Annotated in this window: 15 protein-coding genes; 6 read left to right on the top strand and 9 right to left on the bottom strand. The window is 58.5% G+C overall.

What is annotated here, in order from left to right:
* Positions 1-1,137: tetratricopeptide repeat protein (locus ATHL_RS15540; protein WP_114679527.1), on the top strand; the 1,137-nt coding region annotated here is incomplete at its 5' end.
* Positions 1,138-1,148: 11 nt separating this feature from the next.
* Positions 1,149-2,495, top strand: a complete 1,347-nt coding sequence (locus ATHL_RS15535) for a tetratricopeptide repeat protein (RefSeq protein ID WP_062195725.1) — start codon at positions 1,149-1,151, stop codon at positions 2,493-2,495.
* Positions 2,496-2,684: 189 nt separating this feature from the next.
* Here ATHL_RS15535 and ATHL_RS15530 read toward each other — a convergent pair whose 3' ends face one another.
* The 3 genes from ATHL_RS15530 to nrfH form a co-directional block, all read right to left on the bottom strand.
* Positions 2,685-3,860, bottom strand: a complete 1,176-nt coding sequence (locus ATHL_RS15530; RefSeq protein ID WP_162787761.1) for a cytochrome P450 — start codon at positions 3,858-3,860, stop codon at positions 2,685-2,687.
* Positions 3,861-4,088: 228 nt separating this feature from the next.
* The gene (locus ATHL_RS15525; protein WP_062195721.1) at positions 4,089-5,384 is read right to left on the bottom strand and encodes an ammonia-forming cytochrome c nitrite reductase subunit c552; all 1,296 of its coding nucleotides are present in this window, start codon (positions 5,382-5,384) and stop codon (positions 4,089-4,091) included.
* A gap of 27 nt (positions 5,385-5,411) precedes the next feature.
* On the bottom strand, positions 5,412-5,900 hold the full coding sequence (gene nrfH / locus ATHL_RS15520) for a cytochrome c nitrite reductase small subunit (protein WP_062195720.1): 489 nt from the start codon (positions 5,898-5,900) through the stop codon (positions 5,412-5,414).
* Between the two features lie 229 nt (positions 5,901-6,129).
* Between nrfH and ATHL_RS15515 the strand changes: the two genes are divergently transcribed.
* From ATHL_RS15515 to ATHL_RS15500, 4 genes are all read left to right on the top strand, one after another.
* Positions 6,130-6,906, top strand: coding sequence for a hydroxypyruvate isomerase family protein (locus ATHL_RS15515; protein ID WP_062195719.1), 777 nt, complete (start codon positions 6,130-6,132; stop codon positions 6,904-6,906).
* A gap of 107 nt (positions 6,907-7,013) precedes the next feature.
* The gene (frr, locus tag ATHL_RS15510) at positions 7,014-7,571 is read left to right on the top strand and encodes a ribosome recycling factor (protein WP_062195718.1); all 558 of its coding nucleotides are present in this window, start codon (positions 7,014-7,016) and stop codon (positions 7,569-7,571) included.
* Positions 7,572-7,589: 18 nt separating this feature from the next.
* Positions 7,590-8,330 (top strand): isoprenyl transferase, encoded by a 741-nt coding sequence (locus tag ATHL_RS15505; protein ID WP_062195716.1) that lies wholly within the window; start codon positions 7,590-7,592, stop codon positions 8,328-8,330.
* Positions 8,323-9,144 carry a phosphatidate cytidylyltransferase gene (locus ATHL_RS15500; RefSeq protein WP_062195714.1) on the top strand — a complete coding sequence of 274 codons (822 nt, stop codon included), beginning with the start codon at positions 8,323-8,325 and terminating at the stop codon, positions 9,142-9,144. The genes ATHL_RS15505 and ATHL_RS15500 overlap by 8 nt, the downstream gene beginning before the upstream one ends.
* 51 nt (positions 9,145-9,195) lie before the next feature.
* Here ATHL_RS15500 and ATHL_RS15495 read toward each other — a convergent pair whose 3' ends face one another.
* From ATHL_RS15495 to ATHL_RS15470, 6 genes are all read right to left on the bottom strand, one after another.
* Entirely contained in the window at positions 9,196-10,353 is a 1,158-nt protein-coding gene (locus tag ATHL_RS15495; RefSeq protein WP_062195712.1) for a pyridoxal phosphate-dependent aminotransferase, read from the bottom strand.
* Between the two features lie 96 nt (positions 10,354-10,449).
* Positions 10,450-10,665 carry a hypothetical protein gene (locus ATHL_RS15490; protein ID WP_062195710.1) on the bottom strand — a complete coding sequence of 72 codons (216 nt, stop codon included), beginning with the start codon at positions 10,663-10,665 and terminating at the stop codon, positions 10,450-10,452.
* Between the two features lie 3 nt (positions 10,666-10,668).
* Entirely contained in the window at positions 10,669-11,682 is a 1,014-nt protein-coding gene (locus tag ATHL_RS15485) for a sugar phosphate nucleotidyltransferase (protein ID WP_084001580.1), read from the bottom strand.
* 64 nt (positions 11,683-11,746) lie between these two features.
* Positions 11,747-13,231, bottom strand: a complete 1,485-nt coding sequence (gatA, locus tag ATHL_RS15480; protein WP_062195708.1) for an Asp-tRNA(Asn)/Glu-tRNA(Gln) amidotransferase subunit GatA — start codon at positions 13,229-13,231, stop codon at positions 11,747-11,749.
* Between the two features lie 4 nt (positions 13,232-13,235).
* The gene (gatC, locus tag ATHL_RS15475; protein ID WP_062195706.1) at positions 13,236-13,523 is read right to left on the bottom strand and encodes an Asp-tRNA(Asn)/Glu-tRNA(Gln) amidotransferase subunit GatC; all 288 of its coding nucleotides are present in this window, start codon (positions 13,521-13,523) and stop codon (positions 13,236-13,238) included.
* Between the two features lie 33 nt (positions 13,524-13,556).
* Positions 13,557-14,320 (bottom strand): alpha/beta hydrolase (locus ATHL_RS15470; protein ID WP_062195704.1); only part of this gene is annotated, 764 nt, incomplete at its 5' end.

The following is a 14,320-nucleotide window of genomic DNA, read 5'->3' as shown; positions in this document are numbered from 1 at the left end:
ATCTCGTCCCCGCCGCTTTTTATCCCTACCCCCACCCCCACGCGCTCCCCCGATTCCTTCATCAGCGAAGCGCTTTCCTTTGCCGCCGAAGGAAAGTACAGGCAGGCGATTGAAGCTTACCAGAAGGCCATTCAGGCCGACCCGCGCAACATTAACTCATATATTGAAGCGGCGCGCCTGCAGGTGTTCTCAGGGAATTACGATGGCGCGGTGGAAAACGCCGAAAATGCCCTTCTGCTCAATCCCAACCACAGTCTGGCGCTGGCGGTGCGGGGGTGGGCGCTGGGCCTGAGGGGAGATTATCAGCTTGCGCTGGCTTCTCTCAACAGTGCCATCGAGAAAGACCCCGGCAACGCGCTGGCCTACGCTTACCTGGCTGAGGTGCTCGCCCGCCAGCATTTGGACGGCAAAGGTGACCTGACCACGGTGGAGAAGGCCACCAGTGCCTCGCGCAAGGCGCTGGAGTTGAACCCGAATTTGATGGAAGCCTACCGTGCCCGCGGGCTGGTGCTGGAGATGACCGGCAACAGCGCCGAGGCCGTGGCGGCTTTCCAGCAGGCGGTCTCGATGAACGATAACCTGGCCGATTTACACCTCGCCCTCGGACGCAATTACAAGGCGCAGGATGATTACGTCAACGCCATTGACCAGTTCAACCGCGCCATTGCCCTCAGCCCCGAAGACCCCGAACCTTACGTTGAAACCGCGCTGACTTATCTGCGCACGGGCGAATATGCCAAGGCCGTTCAGTATGCTCAGCAGGCGGTACAGTTGAAGCCGAATGACCCCCTGCTTTATGGCTATCTGGGGACGATTTATTTCCGCCAGCAGGATTATCCCAATGCGGTAAAGCCGCTGCGTCTGGCGACGCGGGGCGGACTCACCGATGAAGGGGTGCAGGTGCAGGGCCTGCCCCTCGATGACACCACCATGTACATGTATGCCCGCTTTGGGATTTCTCTGGCTTATACTGCCCAGTGCGGTGAAGCCCTGCAAATTTCTCAGGCGCTCATTCAGGCTTTCCCTGCCGATGAGACCAACCTGGGTAATGCCAACGAAATCATCAAGATCTGTTCAGAACAGGCGGGCGGCCAGACCACCCCTGCACAGACTTCTCAAGCCACGCCCGCTCCATAAGTTCTTTGAAAATGTCACAAAAATACATCTTCCGTAAAGAACGTGCTCGTTCCGACCCTTACCGTGTGTTGATATTACTGGTACTGGTGGTGGGAGGGTTATTCATCCTGCGCGGCTTTCAGCGGCAGGAGATTCAACCCCTTTTTTTGCCCACCCCTACCCCCACGCGCACTTCTCATTCGTATGCCCTTGAAGGGCAGACGCACTTTCAGGCTGGCAACCTGGATAAGGCCATCGCCGCTTACCAGCAGGCCCTGCAGACCGATCCCTCGAATGCGCTTTTGTGGGCTGAACTGGCGCAAATCCAGACGTATTCATCCAACCTGCTTACCACCAGAGAGGAACAGCGCGCGCGCCTGAATGAAGCCTTGCAATCGGCAGAGAAGGCGGTTGAACTGGCTCCTGATGACAGCACGGCACATGCGGTGCGTGCACTCACCCTCGACTGGAATGCCACAGCTACCGATGACGCAAACGAACGTCAGCGCCTGCTGGTGGCGGCGGAACAGGCGGCCACCCGGGCGCTCCAGCTGGATAAAAACAACGTGCTGGCCCTGGCCTATGCCGCCGAAATTTACAACGATGAGCAAAAGTGGGACCTTGCCCAGCAGTCGATCCAGCTGGCGGTGGAACGTAACCCCAACCTGATGGATGTGCAGCGTGTGCTGGCCAATATCCGTGAAACCCAGGGCGACTACCGGGGAGCGATTGATGCTTACGAAAAGGCCATTTCAATCTCTCCCAATCTCACCTTCCTCTACATCAATGTGGGGATCATTTATCGCCATCTCAAGGTATATGATGTGGCGCTGGATTATTTTGCCAAAGCAGTGAACCTGAACAAGCAGCTGGGTATCGAAGACCCCGTGCCGTATATCGCCATCGGGAAGGTCTATACCCAGATGGGCGAGTTTTTTATCGCTTCGCTGAACATGAAGCGCGCCTTACAGATCAACCCGTACAGTCCTGACCTGTACGGTCAGCTGGGGATGGTGTATTTCAAAGCGCGAAACTACGAAAGCGCGATCCCTGCCCTGCAGTGCGCCACCCTGGGCTGTGATGACAAGACCAGCTGTGAGGTGCGTGAGTGTAACCCTGCCACTGACCCGCCGATTGAGATCAAAGGCATCCCGCTGACCGAAAATGATGTTGGAACCGCAGTGTATTACTATACCTACGGCTCGGTACTGGCCGGGCTTTACCGCCCGGTCGGGAAGACCTCTGGCTACTGCAACCAGGCGCTGGAGGTGTTTTCCGTCGTGCGGTCGAAATTCTCGAACGATGAGACGATCATGAACATCGTCAACGCCAGCGAAGAAATTTGCGCTTCTTTCGGCATCACCCGCAGTGTGCCCTGAACGGGTCACTTTTCCACAGAACTGGAAGATTTATCCACAGGGTTTCGTCGGGTTTTCCACAGGTTGTACCCCCGGGGAGAAGGGTTTTCCGGGGGATGGGGCGGGTCATCCACAGGGAAGGAAGGGTTTTCCACAGGTTTCACGCCAGTTATCCACAATTTGTGGGGGGTTATCCACAGAACGGAGAAGTTAAAGCCCCACGATAAAGTCGCGCAGTTCGTACCCCTGAATGGTCTCGTTGCGGCCCAGGCGAGGTTCCTTCAGAATGTGCAAGCCGGGCAGCGCCAGGACCTGTCCGAGGAAGACTTCGGTTTCGGCCATGGCCAGGTATTCACCCACACAGCGATGCGGGCCATTGCCAAAACCCATCACCGCGCGGTTGACTCCCTTCTCCAGCGGGCGCGCGTCGTTGAAGGTGAAAGGCTCGGCGCCCACCACCCGGGCATCGGCGTTGATTTCGTGCAGGTGGAGGTCGATTAACGATCCGGCGGGGATGATCACCTGCGTCCCTTCGCTTTCGATGGTCAGGTCGCTTACCGCGCGGCGGAAGAGGTGCCCGACGACCGGCTCAAGACGCAGGATTTCGTACAGGATGGCATATCGGGCTTCACGGTCGCCGGAGAGAAACCGTTCGCGCAGGGCGGGTTCACGCAACATGTGCCAGGCCGCCACACAGATAAACTCCTGGGTGGTGACCATGCCAGCCGCGCCGTAGGTGATGCATTCCACCAGAATGCTCTGCTCGCTGGCCCCCTGTGCGAGAAGATGAGAAAGCACATCTTCTCGCGGATGTGTGCGCCGCGCGGCGATGGCAGGTTTCACATCTTTACGATAGAACTGGAAGATCAGCCATTGCACCCGCAGGTATGCCGGCAGGCGCGAGAAAGTGATGGCAATGTCGAGGTCGGCATGGAGAATACGATCAAGACGGGCGGCCATGGCCTCAAGCGGGCTTTCGGTGAGGCCTACCACTTCGGCCACCACGCCGGTGGCCATGTGCGCGGCGAGGCGATTCAAATCTGCCTGGCGTTTATGGTTGAGCTCTTCCACGGCCTGTGAAGCGACCTTTTGCATCAGGGGCAGGTAGCGCTCCTGAACTGCTGTCGGGGTGAAGAACCGCGCCGTCTGACGGCGTTGCTCGCGGTGGGCTTCGCCGTCCTGAAAAAGGACGGGTTTCTCAATGCGCCAGCGGCGGGGAATGCGCTGCATGGTTTCGGCTTTGAAGCCAGCCTGAACGACATCGCCCAGCAATATGGCACGGGCTTCAGGGTAGCCGGTGACGTGCCAGAGACCGTCGCTGCCCCGGTAAAGGGGGCGGGTGGGAGAAGGAATGCGCCAGGGGGTGGTAAGGGGAGAAATTTTCATGGACATAGCATGGTCTTCGTTTCTGGAAGGTTTATAAAAACATACCGACCGGTCTGTTTTTATTATGGTAGCACGGATCCCCCTTTTTGTCCAGATAAATGCTCGCATTTGTACTGCATCAGGGCCATTGCTTTTGTGGAAAATAGAAATGTGGTACAGCGGCATGATGAAAGGGGCTGTCTCCCCTTCAGACAGCCCCTTAAACTTTCTCCTCCGCCCCGCAGGTTTTTAACGGGACGCGCTGGCGGTGTTCACCGCCTGGTAGGCCTTCAGTTCAGCCTGACGCGCCAGGTCGGTGGCGGCGGCCAGAATGCGCAGGGCTTCCTGAGAATTGTGAAAGCCCATGCTGTTCTCGGCGGCGATGTAATCCCAGCGGAGCTGGGCGGCGCGATGGAGTTTTCGGGCTTCTTCGATTTTGGCCGTGTCAGCTCCGGGGGCTTCGGCGGCCTTCTGAATGGCCTCAATAGCCGCTACGAGGGCTTTTTCGGTGGCCATCATCGTGTCGTGCACGTTCTTCTGAATAATATTGACCCTCCCGACGACGTAGTCTACGTCGGTGTGGCAGGTGCCGCAGGAGGCCGCCGGATTGACGAGCGGGCTTTGCACGTTGTGATTCGAGAACTTGGCCGCTCCGTCGCGGGTGTAGGGCATGTGGCAGTCGGCGCACGAAACCCCGGCGTTGTAATGGGTGCTCCCGGCGGTATAAAGCTCATAATCGGGGTGCTGCATCTTGATCATGGCCGCGCCAGAGGCAGGGTGTGTCCAGTCTGAGAAGCCAATTTCATCGTAGTAGGCTTCCATGTCTTCCACGCGGGTGCCTTTTTCCCAGGGGAAGGTCAGGTAGTTTCCTTCTTTTTTGAAGTAATATTCCACGTGGCAGTTGGCGCACACCACCGTGCGCATCTCCTGGCGGGTGAAGGTGCGCCAGTCTTTGCCCTGCGCTTTGAGGGCTTCATCGAGGGCGGGGTTGGTGACGATCAGGCGCATGGTGCCGGCCTCGTGGCAGTTGGCACAGCCAATGGAGTGTGAAATCTTGTCGCTCATCTGTTTGAAGGAGAGGGCATCGTATGCGGCCATGCCCATTGACGCCCACAGGGCAGGGTTATCGGCAGATTTGCAGGAATAACAGGTAGCAGGGGTTTTCTCCGAAAGGCGGGGGGTATTGCGTACGTCGGTGAGGGCGTTCATGTGGCCGCGGTCCTCGCCATACCCTTTAGAAAAGGCCATACCCGCGAAGAGTGTGCGCAGCATGGGGTCGGCATCGAGTTTTTCAAAAGGCACCGAGCCGCCGTAGGTGGTGCGGGTGGCATTGGTTTCGGTTTGCAGGAAGGTGCTGTACTGGTTGGGAAAATTCTCGCCCCAGATGGAACTATCGGCTTCCATGGCTTTGACCTGGACAATGGGCGTTACTCCGCGCTGGGCCGAAGGCAGGTTGCGCATGAACAGCAACACTCCCACCAGAATCACCGCCAGGACGACGATGATTCCCGTAAGAATCAGGGTGGTTCCGGAAAATTTCTTCATACATCTCCTCTTATTAAGATGGAAAATTCAGGGTTTTTGCAGACTCCAGCGGCCTTTATCCTGGTAAGGCAGGATGGAAATTCCCCGTGGGCCATGCGCCACATCGCGGTGGCATTCGAAACAGTAGCGGCCCGAATCCATTTGTCCGTCGGCAATGGCTGATACGGCTTCTTCATGGCAGCGGATACAGTTGGCTTGAATGATCCGGCGGGTTGATTCTTTGGCGCGCAGGGGCTCGGGGATGTAGCCCAGCGTGAACATGGTGACGTGGTTCATCCCTGAAACTGCTTTGACAAAGTATTTTGGGATGAGCGCATGGGGGGTGTGGCAGTCGTTGCAGGCCGCCCAGGGCTGATGACTGGCGTGAAACCAGCCCTCGTAAACGGCATCCATCACATGGCAATTGTTGCAGGCCGTGGGGTCATTCCCCAGATAGACGGTGAAATTGCTCGTGTAGAGCAGCACACCCAGCACGGCGGCGAGGGCCAGAAGACCAACAATGACGGGTACCTTCATACACCTCCTGTCAGGGTTTAAAGTGAGGGCGGCCTGTGACCGCGTCTGGTTGTATTCTATGATTTAGAATAACCGATGTCTTTGATTAAAGTCAAATTAGAAAACTTCAACCTCACGGGAGCCGAAACCTGCCCGGGACACATCTCGCGCCTGGCAGGTTTGCCTCGGGGCTGGAATAGGCGTATCATTCAAAGCAAAAGCAGACCCAATCCTTCCAGGAGGCCCTGAAATGCCCATCAAACAATCGGTATGTATTCCCATGCTCAATACGCAGAATCTTCCGCTGGAGGTCTTCGTTCCCCGGGTAGCCGCCATGGGGTATGCGGGGGTAGAAATCTGGCAGCGGGGAGAGGATTTTGCCCAGCTGGTGAGCCTGGCGCGCGCCCACAACCTGGTAATCACGCAGATGGTGGGGCACGACAGTCTGGCGGTAGGGCTCAACGACCCCGCCCAGCACGAGCGCATCGAAGCCGAGTTGCGCGAGTCCATCGACGTGGCGGCGCGCTACGGCGTGCCCGGGTTGATCTGCTTCAGTGGCAACCGCCGCCCCGGGCAGAATGAAGAAGAGGCCATAGAGGCCTGTGTTCAGGGTTTTCGGCGGGTTGCCCCGTACGCTGAGCAGAAAGGCGTCAATCTTAACCTTGAGCTGCTCAACAGCCTGGTGGATCACCCCGGATATCAGTGCGATCACTCGGCCTGGGGCCTTGAGGTGGTGCGGCGGGTCAACAGTCCGCGGGTGAAACTTCTCTATGATATTTATCACATGCAGATTATGGAAGGTAATCTGATTGCCACCATCACCGCCAACATTCGGTGGATTGGGCATTTCCATACGGGCGGTGTGCCGGGGCGTGGAGATCTGGACGAGACGCAGGAGATTCAATACCGGGCCGTCTGCCGCGCCATTGCCGGGGCCGGTTATGATCTCTATGTGGCGCACGAATACCGCCCCGGAGGAGACGTTTTCGCTTCGCTGGAAAGCGCCTTTCGCGTTTGCGATGTGTGAAACCTGTGTATATAGCAAAAATGGCAAATTTAGGGTATGCTTAAGCCAGAGTTTTCTGCCCGCTCTGCGCGGCTGCCTCTGAGTCTTGACCTGTGAAGGAGGACATCGTGATTAAAGAAACCATCAAAGAAGCTGAGACCCGGATGAAAGGCGCACTCCAATCGCTGGAGGAAGACCTGGCGGGCATTCGTACCGGGCGTGCCAGCCCGGCCCTGGTTGAGCGGCTTCAGGTGGAATATTACGGCGTTCCCACCCCATTGATGCAGCTGGCATCCATCAGTGTGCCTGAGGCGCGCGTATTGCTGATCCGGCCTTTCGATGCGTCCAGCCTGAAGGCGATTGAGCGTGCCATTCTGGCCTCAGAACTGGGGCTCACCCCGAATAACGACGGCAAAGCCATTCGGCTGAATATTCCGCCTCTCACCGAAGAGCGCCGCCGCGAGCTGGTGAAGGTGGTCAACAATCGCCTTGAGGAAGCCCGGGTGGCAGTGCGCAATGTGCGCCGCGATTTGATGAAAGAACTGCGCGAATTTGAAAAAGAAAAGTTGATCTCTGAAGACGATCTCAAGAAAGCAGAAGAGGAACTGCAAAAGGCCACGGATCGTTTCATCCAGGAAATCGACGAAGTCGGGCAGCGCAAAGAGAAAGAGATCATGGAGGTATGACCCACAGCGGGTCGATGCATGTCTGGTAAAGAACAGGCTGGAACCCTAACGAAAATTCCCACGCATGTGGCCATTATCATGGATGGAAACGGGCGCTGGGCCGCCAAGCGCGGCTTGCCCCGCCTGGCCGGTCACCGTGCGGGGACCGAGAACCTGCGGCGTATTATCCGCGCCAGCGTAGAATTTGGTGTGAAGTACCTCACCATCTACGCCTTCTCCACCGAAAACTGGGGACGCCCGCAGGAAGAGATTGAAGGATTATTGAATATTCTGGAGGATGTGATCGACCGGGAATTAAACGAACTGCACCAGCAGGGCGTTCAACTGCGGCATATCGGTCATCTCGATCGCCTGCCCCTTTCCTTGCAGGAGAAGGTCAAAGATGCCGTTGCGCTTACCCGGAACAACGATCGGCTCGTCCTCAATGTGGCCTTCAATTACGGCGGGCGCGACGAGATCGTGTGCGCCATTAAGGAGATGATCCGCGCGGGGGTCTCAGCCGATGAGGTGACGCCCGAACTGGTGAGCCGCTACCTTTTCACTGCCGGGCTGCCCGACCCTGATCTGATCATTCGCACCTCAGGCGAGTTGCGGGTGAGCAATTTTCTCATCTGGCAGGGGGCCTACGCGGAGTGGTATTTCACCCCCATCTTCTGGCCAGATTTTGATCGTGACGAATACTACAAAGCGCTGGTGGAATATGGCCGGCGCGACCGTCGTTATGGACGTATCTCAACAGGTGACAGTGCGTGTGAATAAACTCAGCACGCTCTCTCAGCGCCTGCTCGTGGCCATCCTGCTGGTGCCGCCGGGCGTCGGGTTGATCGTGCTTGGGGGGTGGTTTTTTGGCCTCTTTGTTTCGCTGGTGCTGGCCGTTGCCGCATGGGAGTACTGGCGGCTGTTTCGCGCCGGGGGGTATCGCCCCTCGGCTTTGCTTCTGGTGGGCGGCACGCTGGCCCTGGCCCTTACCCGGGTTGCCTGGGGGTTATTGCCTGCCGAAGCCCTGCTGGCTGGTGCTGTGATGCTTGCCATGGCCGTGCAGGTGTTCGAATATCAGAAGAGCGAGAAGACCGCCGCGGTAGACTTCAACATCAATCTGGGTGGTCTGCTTTACCTGGGCTGGCTGGGGTCGTATCTGATTTCTCTGCGCGCCCTGCCCGATGGCCAGTGGTGGTTTCTGGTGGTCATGCCGACCATCTGGCTGAGCGATGCCGGGGCGTACCTGGTGGGAAGCCGGCTGGGGCGTCACCGGCTGGCGCCGCTGATCAGCCCGAAGAAAAGCTGGGAAGGCTACCTGGCCGGGATCGTCACCGGTATGCTCGGGGCGGCAGGGCTGGCGGCACTGTGGCATTTGCAGGCGCCTGCTGTGACGGTGGAAAAGGCGCTCTGGGTTGCGGTTGTGGTGGCCACCCTTAGCCCGCTGGGCGATCTGGGTGAAAGCTTGCTCAAACGGGGGTTTGGTGTCAAGGACTCAAGCCATCTCTTGCCGGGCCACGGTGGGGTGCTCGACCGCATCGACTCCTGGCTGTGGGCCGCGCCGCTGGGGTACTACCTAATTCTCTGGATGTTGTAAGCTGGAAGGGTCGGGCAGGCGTTTTCCCGGGGGCGACTGGCCGTTATTGCTTTAGAGGCGGTTGACAAATCGCTCGATTCGCCGCAGGGCCTCTTCGATTTTCTCATAAGCTGTAGCATAAGAACAGCGCAAATGCCCCGCCCCGCCTGCTCCAAAACCTGAGCCCGGGATGGCGGCCACCTGTTCTTCCTGCAGAAGGCGGCTGGCAAACGTTTCATCATCCAGCCCGGTGTGTGAAACCTGCGGGAAGGCGTAGAATGCGCCGCGGGGTTCAAAGGTGGGCAGACCAATGTGGTTGAGTCCGTCCACAATTAAGCGGCGGCGGCGATCATATTCGGCCACCATTTGCTGAACGTAGTCTTCACCGTGGAGAATCGCCTCGATACCGGCCACCTGTGCTGTGGTGGAGGCGCACATCACCGTGTACTGGTGGATGCGGAGCATTCCCTGGATCAGGTTGGCGGGTGCGGCTGCATAACCGATGCGCCAGCCGGTCATGGCGTAATCTTTAGAAAACCCCCCCAGCAACACGGTGCGCTTCCACATGCCGGGGAGTGAAGGGAAGCACACGTGATTGACCCCGTAGACCAGCCGGTCGTATATTTCATCCGAAAAAACGAGCAGGTCGTGCTTCTCGGCCAGGCTGGCGATCTCCAGCAAAGTTTCCAGGCGCGCCACGGCGCCGGTAGGGTTGGAGGGATACCCCAGCAGGATGGCCTTGGTGCGTGGCGTGATGGCAGCGGCGACATCCCGTGGGTCGACTTCAAAGTTATTTTCCATACGGCAGGGCACTTCTACGGGCACCCCCCCTGCCATGTGCACCTGAGCTTGGTACGATACAAAGCATGGTGTAGGGATGATGACTTCATCCCCCGGATTGACGAAGGCGGTTGCCGCCAGATAGAGCGCTTCTGAACCGCCCACAGTGATGACCATTTCGGCGGGGTCGTAGGACACGCCGTAGAGGCGTTCAAGGTGCGCCGAGAGCGCCTGGCGCAGTTCCAGAATGCCCACGTTGGAAGTGTAATGGGTTTGCCCCTCCAGCAGGGAGCGTACCCCCGCCTGGACGATGGGTTGCGGAGTATCAAAATCTGGCTCACCGATGCCAAGCGAGATCACGTCCTTCATGGTGGCGACGATATCGAAGAACTTGCGGATGGCGGAAGGTTTCAGCCCTTCCATGCGGCTGGCGAAGTAAGAACGGCTCATATTCTTCATCCTTTTACCGGGGATGGTTCGGATTTGCCGACGTGCGGCTACCGAAGAACGCTCTGGTATATGATACTGGAAATCTGGCCGGATGAGTCAAAGAAGTTTCACCAGCCAGCGATTTTCCCCTTCGTGATAGAAAAGTTCAAAGCACTCCCCGCCTTCACAGCGCACCCGAAAGGCCCTTCCCCCGGGGGTGCGCCATTCGGTTTCCACGGCGGTTACAGGAAGCCGCTGCCCTGCCCACCATACCGCTATGGGGCGCTGGGGGTAGGTGTATTCCGCACGGCATTCGACTCGCCCTTCTTCCATCGCTCAGCGCACTGCCCACGATTGATCGCCCAGGTTGAGATGCAGGGGCTGACCGGTGAGGCTGACCTGCCGCCCCAGGAGTGACCCTTCGATGACGATATCTCGAATCTCTGAGCCTTCATCGATGATTGAATTGCTGACAATGGCGCGGTGCAGGGTGCAACCGGCGCCGATGGAGACGTGCGGACCGATCACCGAGGCTTCTACGCGCGCGGTGGGATGGATGAACACAGGGGGAATGATCGTCACCCCCGGGCGTACGGCCTCAAAGGTGTTATCGCGCCCGTGATCGAGCAGGTAGCGGTTGGTTTCCAGCAAGGTTTCGGGGGTGCCTGCGTCCAGCCATACATCTACCGGGCGTACCACCATGCGCAGGCCGCGTTCCAGCAGAATGTTGACTGCGTCGGCCAGGAAGTACTCATTTTTCAGCAACACCTTACGCGACATCTGCTCTTCGATGGCCGAAATCAGCGCGCACCCGTCATGGAAATAATAACATCCCACCACCACCAGGTTGTTGCTCATATCGGTGGGTTTTTCGATCAGCCGGCGCACATAGCCATCCTCATCCAATTCCGTTACCCCAAAACGGCGCGGGTCGGGCACAGCTTTGACCCACGCGGCGGCTTCAGGGGGAGAATCCTTAAGGAAGCTGAAATCTGTTTCGATTAATGTATCCGAAAAGGCCATGATCATCGGGCCGTCGAGGTACTCACGTGCCAGGTACAATGCATCCGATTGGCCGCGCATTTCGGCCTGCACCACGTAGTGCACCTTCTTCTCCGGGTGGTAGGCTTCCATGTGCTCAAGCACCTGCTCTCCCTGCGATGGGCCGATGACAAAAACGTATTCCACCTCAAATTCCGCAGGTATTGTGGAAAATTGATCGAGGACAAAATCGAGCACGGTTCGCCCGGCCAGTGAGATGAGCGGTTTGGGTTTGCTCCAGGTATGCGGGCGCATCCGGGTGCCCAACCCGGCCATGGGGACGGCAATGGTCAATTTCTTTCCGGTCATGCGTGTCTCTCTCCCCTCAATAAGATTGAGCCGATTGTATCATGAAGGGGCAGACGTGTGTTTTTTAACGGGTGGCCGGAGTTCGCAGGTGCCAGTCGGTAGCCTGCTGGTAAGCGTATGCGGCCTGGAGCAGGATATCTTCTCGGAAGTGAGGGCCCATCAATTGCATGCCCACAGGCAGGCCGCGAGAGTCGAACCCGACCGGGAAGGCCAGCCCCGGAACCCCGGCCAGGTTGGCCGGCAGGGTGAAGACATCTTCCAGGTACATGGCCAGGGGGTCGTCAGTGTGTTCTCCGATGGGGAAGGCCGTAGTAGGGGTGACCGGGCAGGCAATGACATCGACCTGTTGAAAGGCGCGCTCGAAATCCTGCTTAATCAACGTGCGCACCTTTTGAGCCTGGCCGTAGTAGGCATCGTAATAACCAGCCGAAAGGGCATAAGTGCCGAGCATAATGCGGCGTTTGACCTCAGCCCCGAACCCTTTTCCACGGGTCTTGAAAAACATCTCTATCATACGTTCTGCCGGTTCGCGTCTGCCAAAACGCACGCCATCGTAGCGGGCCAGGTTGGCCGAAGCCTCGGCAGGGGCGATGAGATAATACACGGGCAGGGCATAGGAGGTGTGCGGCAGGCTGACGGTCTGTACCCGGGCGCCAAGGGCCTGCATCTGATCGATAGCCACACGCACGGCCTGTTCAACCTCTGGCTGGATGCCTTCTATGAAATACTCTTCGGGCACACCGATGCGCAGCCCCTGCAGGTTCCTCTGCCCGAGGTGCAGTTCAGGGACAGGAAGGTTGGCGCTGGTGGAGTCCAGCGGGTCGTGCCCGGCCATGATGCGGAACAGCTCGGCCACTTCGGCGGCACTGCGGGCAAAGGCGCCGACCGAATCGAGCGAGGAACCGTAAGCCACCAGTCCGTAACGTGAAACTCGCCCGTAGGTGGGTTTGAGCCCCGTGACCCCGCAGAAGGCCGCCGGTTGACGAATACTCCCGCCGGTGTCACTGCCGGTGGCTGCGGGGACGAGCCGTGCGGCTACCGCGCTGGCGCTCCCCCCGCTGGAGCCCCCCGGCACACGGTTGAGGTCCCATGGGTTACGCGAAGGCCCAAAAGCCGAGTTCTCGGTAGAAGAGCCCATGGCAAATTCGTCGGTGTTGCTCTTTCCTACCACCACCACGCCGGCATCCAGCAGGCGTTGAACGGCGGTGGCGGTGTACGGGGGGACGAAGTTTTCCAGAATGCGCGACCCGCAGGTACAGGGTACGTCTTTCAGGCAGAGTACATCTTTAATCATCACCGGGATTCCCAGGAGCGCAGGTAAACCCCAGCCTGCGGAGGGGTCATCCTGCCGCCAGGCGGCATAGCGCCGGTCGGCGGCTTCAGCCTGTTGCAGGGCCAGCTCAGGCGTGAACGTGATGAGGGTGTGCAGGGCCGGTTCGAGGCGTTCGATGCGTTCCAGGGTGGCCAGGGTCAGTTCGCGCGCCGAAAAATCTCCCCGGCGCAACCCGGCCAGCAGGTCGAACAGGTTGAAGGAGGGCAGGTCGGCCATGAGGTCACTCCAGCACGGGTGGAACGCGGAACTGATGGTCTTCTACCTGCGGGGCGTTACGCAGTACGGCAGTTACATCCAGGCTGGGGGCGGGGATGTCTTCACGCAGGGGCAGGCCGGTATCTAACACGCTGGCTGTGGGAGGGATGGTGCTGGTGTCGATCTCGCGCAGGCGTGCGGCATAATCCAGGATGGACGAAAGTTGCTCGCTGAAGCGAGAAAGCTCCTCTTCCGTCAATTCCAGGCGCGCCAGTCTTGCAATGTGCTCTACTTCGGCTCGGGTAAGGCTCATAAGTCACTCCTGAAACCTTTATTATAACGGTAATCAGGGTTCCGGTTCTGCCGGGAATCCTTTTGCATACCAGCGCAGGTACTCTTCCACATGTTCGGCCCAGTAGGCTTCTTCATGATTGCCAGGCTGAAGGGTGAATTCGTGAGTTACCCCCAGCTGAGTGAGCAGTTCCTCGTATTTTTGTAATACGGGCAGGTAGAGGTCGTTTTTCCCTATGTCGATCCACAGGCGGGGGAGTTGCCCGGCGGGGGTGGCGCGCAGTTGATTGGGCAGCCTCACGGCCATGCCGCCAAAAGGCACCATACTGTGCCCACCGGCTGAGCCGAACAGCCCGGGGTGTTCAAGTGCCAGAAGAAAGGCCCAGGCTCCCCCTCTGGAAAGACCACCGATGGCACGACAGGCCTGTTCCGTGCAGGTGGGGTAGAAGGCGTCTACCCAGGGAAGGAGGGTTTCGATGAGAGCCTGCCCAAAGCCCGGGGCGTAGGGGTCGGCAAAGGTGTTTGCCTCACGGGGGAGAACGATGAGGAAGGGGCGTACCTGGCCGGAGTTAATCATCCCATCAGCCGCATCACCGATCCCCAAACGCTGCCATTGATCGTCGTTGTAGGTCTGCCCGTGGATCATGTACAGGACGGGATAACGGGTTTGGCCCGAGTCATCATAACAGGGCGGAAAGTAAATGCGGTAGGTCAGTTCTTCGTTCAGATAGGGCGAGAGCAGGCTGAAGCTTGAAAAAGTACCGGCTTTCTGGCGGCAGGGAAGGGAGGTTGGGGTGGGAGTGAAAGAAGGCAGTGGGG

The sequence above is a fragment of the Anaerolinea thermolimosa genome, assembly GCF_001050195.2.
Taxonomy (GTDB): domain Bacteria; phylum Chloroflexota; class Anaerolineae; order Anaerolineales; family Anaerolineaceae; genus Anaerolinea; species Anaerolinea thermolimosa.
The sequence above is the reverse complement of the archived record's forward strand: the minus strand, read 5'-3'. Positions and strand labels throughout refer to the sequence as shown.

Excerpts from the sequence above, each read along its gene's own strand:
- ATHL_RS15535 (WP_062195725.1), top strand. The coding sequence starts at position 1,149 with ATGTCACAAAAATACATCTTCCGTAAAGAACGTGCTCGTTCCGACCCT.
- ATHL_RS15530 (WP_162787761.1), bottom strand. The coding sequence starts at position 3,860 with ATGAAAATTTCTCCCCTTACCACCCCCTGGCGCATTCCTTCTCCCACC.
- ATHL_RS15525 (WP_062195721.1), bottom strand. The coding sequence starts at position 5,384 with ATGAAGAAATTTTCCGGAACCACCCTGATTCTTACGGGAATCATCGTC.
- nrfH (WP_062195720.1), bottom strand. The coding sequence starts at position 5,900 with ATGAAGGTACCCGTCATTGTTGGTCTTCTGGCCCTCGCCGCCGTGCTG.
- ATHL_RS15515 (WP_062195719.1), top strand. The coding sequence starts at position 6,130 with ATGCCCATCAAACAATCGGTATGTATTCCCATGCTCAATACGCAGAAT.
- ATHL_RS15505 (WP_062195716.1), top strand. The coding sequence starts at position 7,590 with ATGTCTGGTAAAGAACAGGCTGGAACCCTAACGAAAATTCCCACGCAT.
- ATHL_RS15495 (WP_062195712.1), bottom strand. The coding sequence starts at position 10,353 with ATGAGCCGTTCTTACTTCGCCAGCCGCATGGAAGGGCTGAAACCTTCC.
- ATHL_RS15490 (WP_062195710.1), bottom strand. The coding sequence starts at position 10,665 with ATGGAAGAAGGGCGAGTCGAATGCCGTGCGGAATACACCTACCCCCAG.
- ATHL_RS15485 (WP_084001580.1), bottom strand. The coding sequence starts at position 11,682 with ATGACCGGAAAGAAATTGACCATTGCCGTCCCCATGGCCGGGTTGGGC.
- gatA (WP_062195708.1), bottom strand. The coding sequence starts at position 13,231 with ATGGCCGACCTGCCCTCCTTCAACCTGTTCGACCTGCTGGCCGGGTTG.
- gatC (WP_062195706.1), bottom strand. The coding sequence starts at position 13,523 with ATGAGCCTTACCCGAGCCGAAGTAGAGCACATTGCAAGACTGGCGCGC.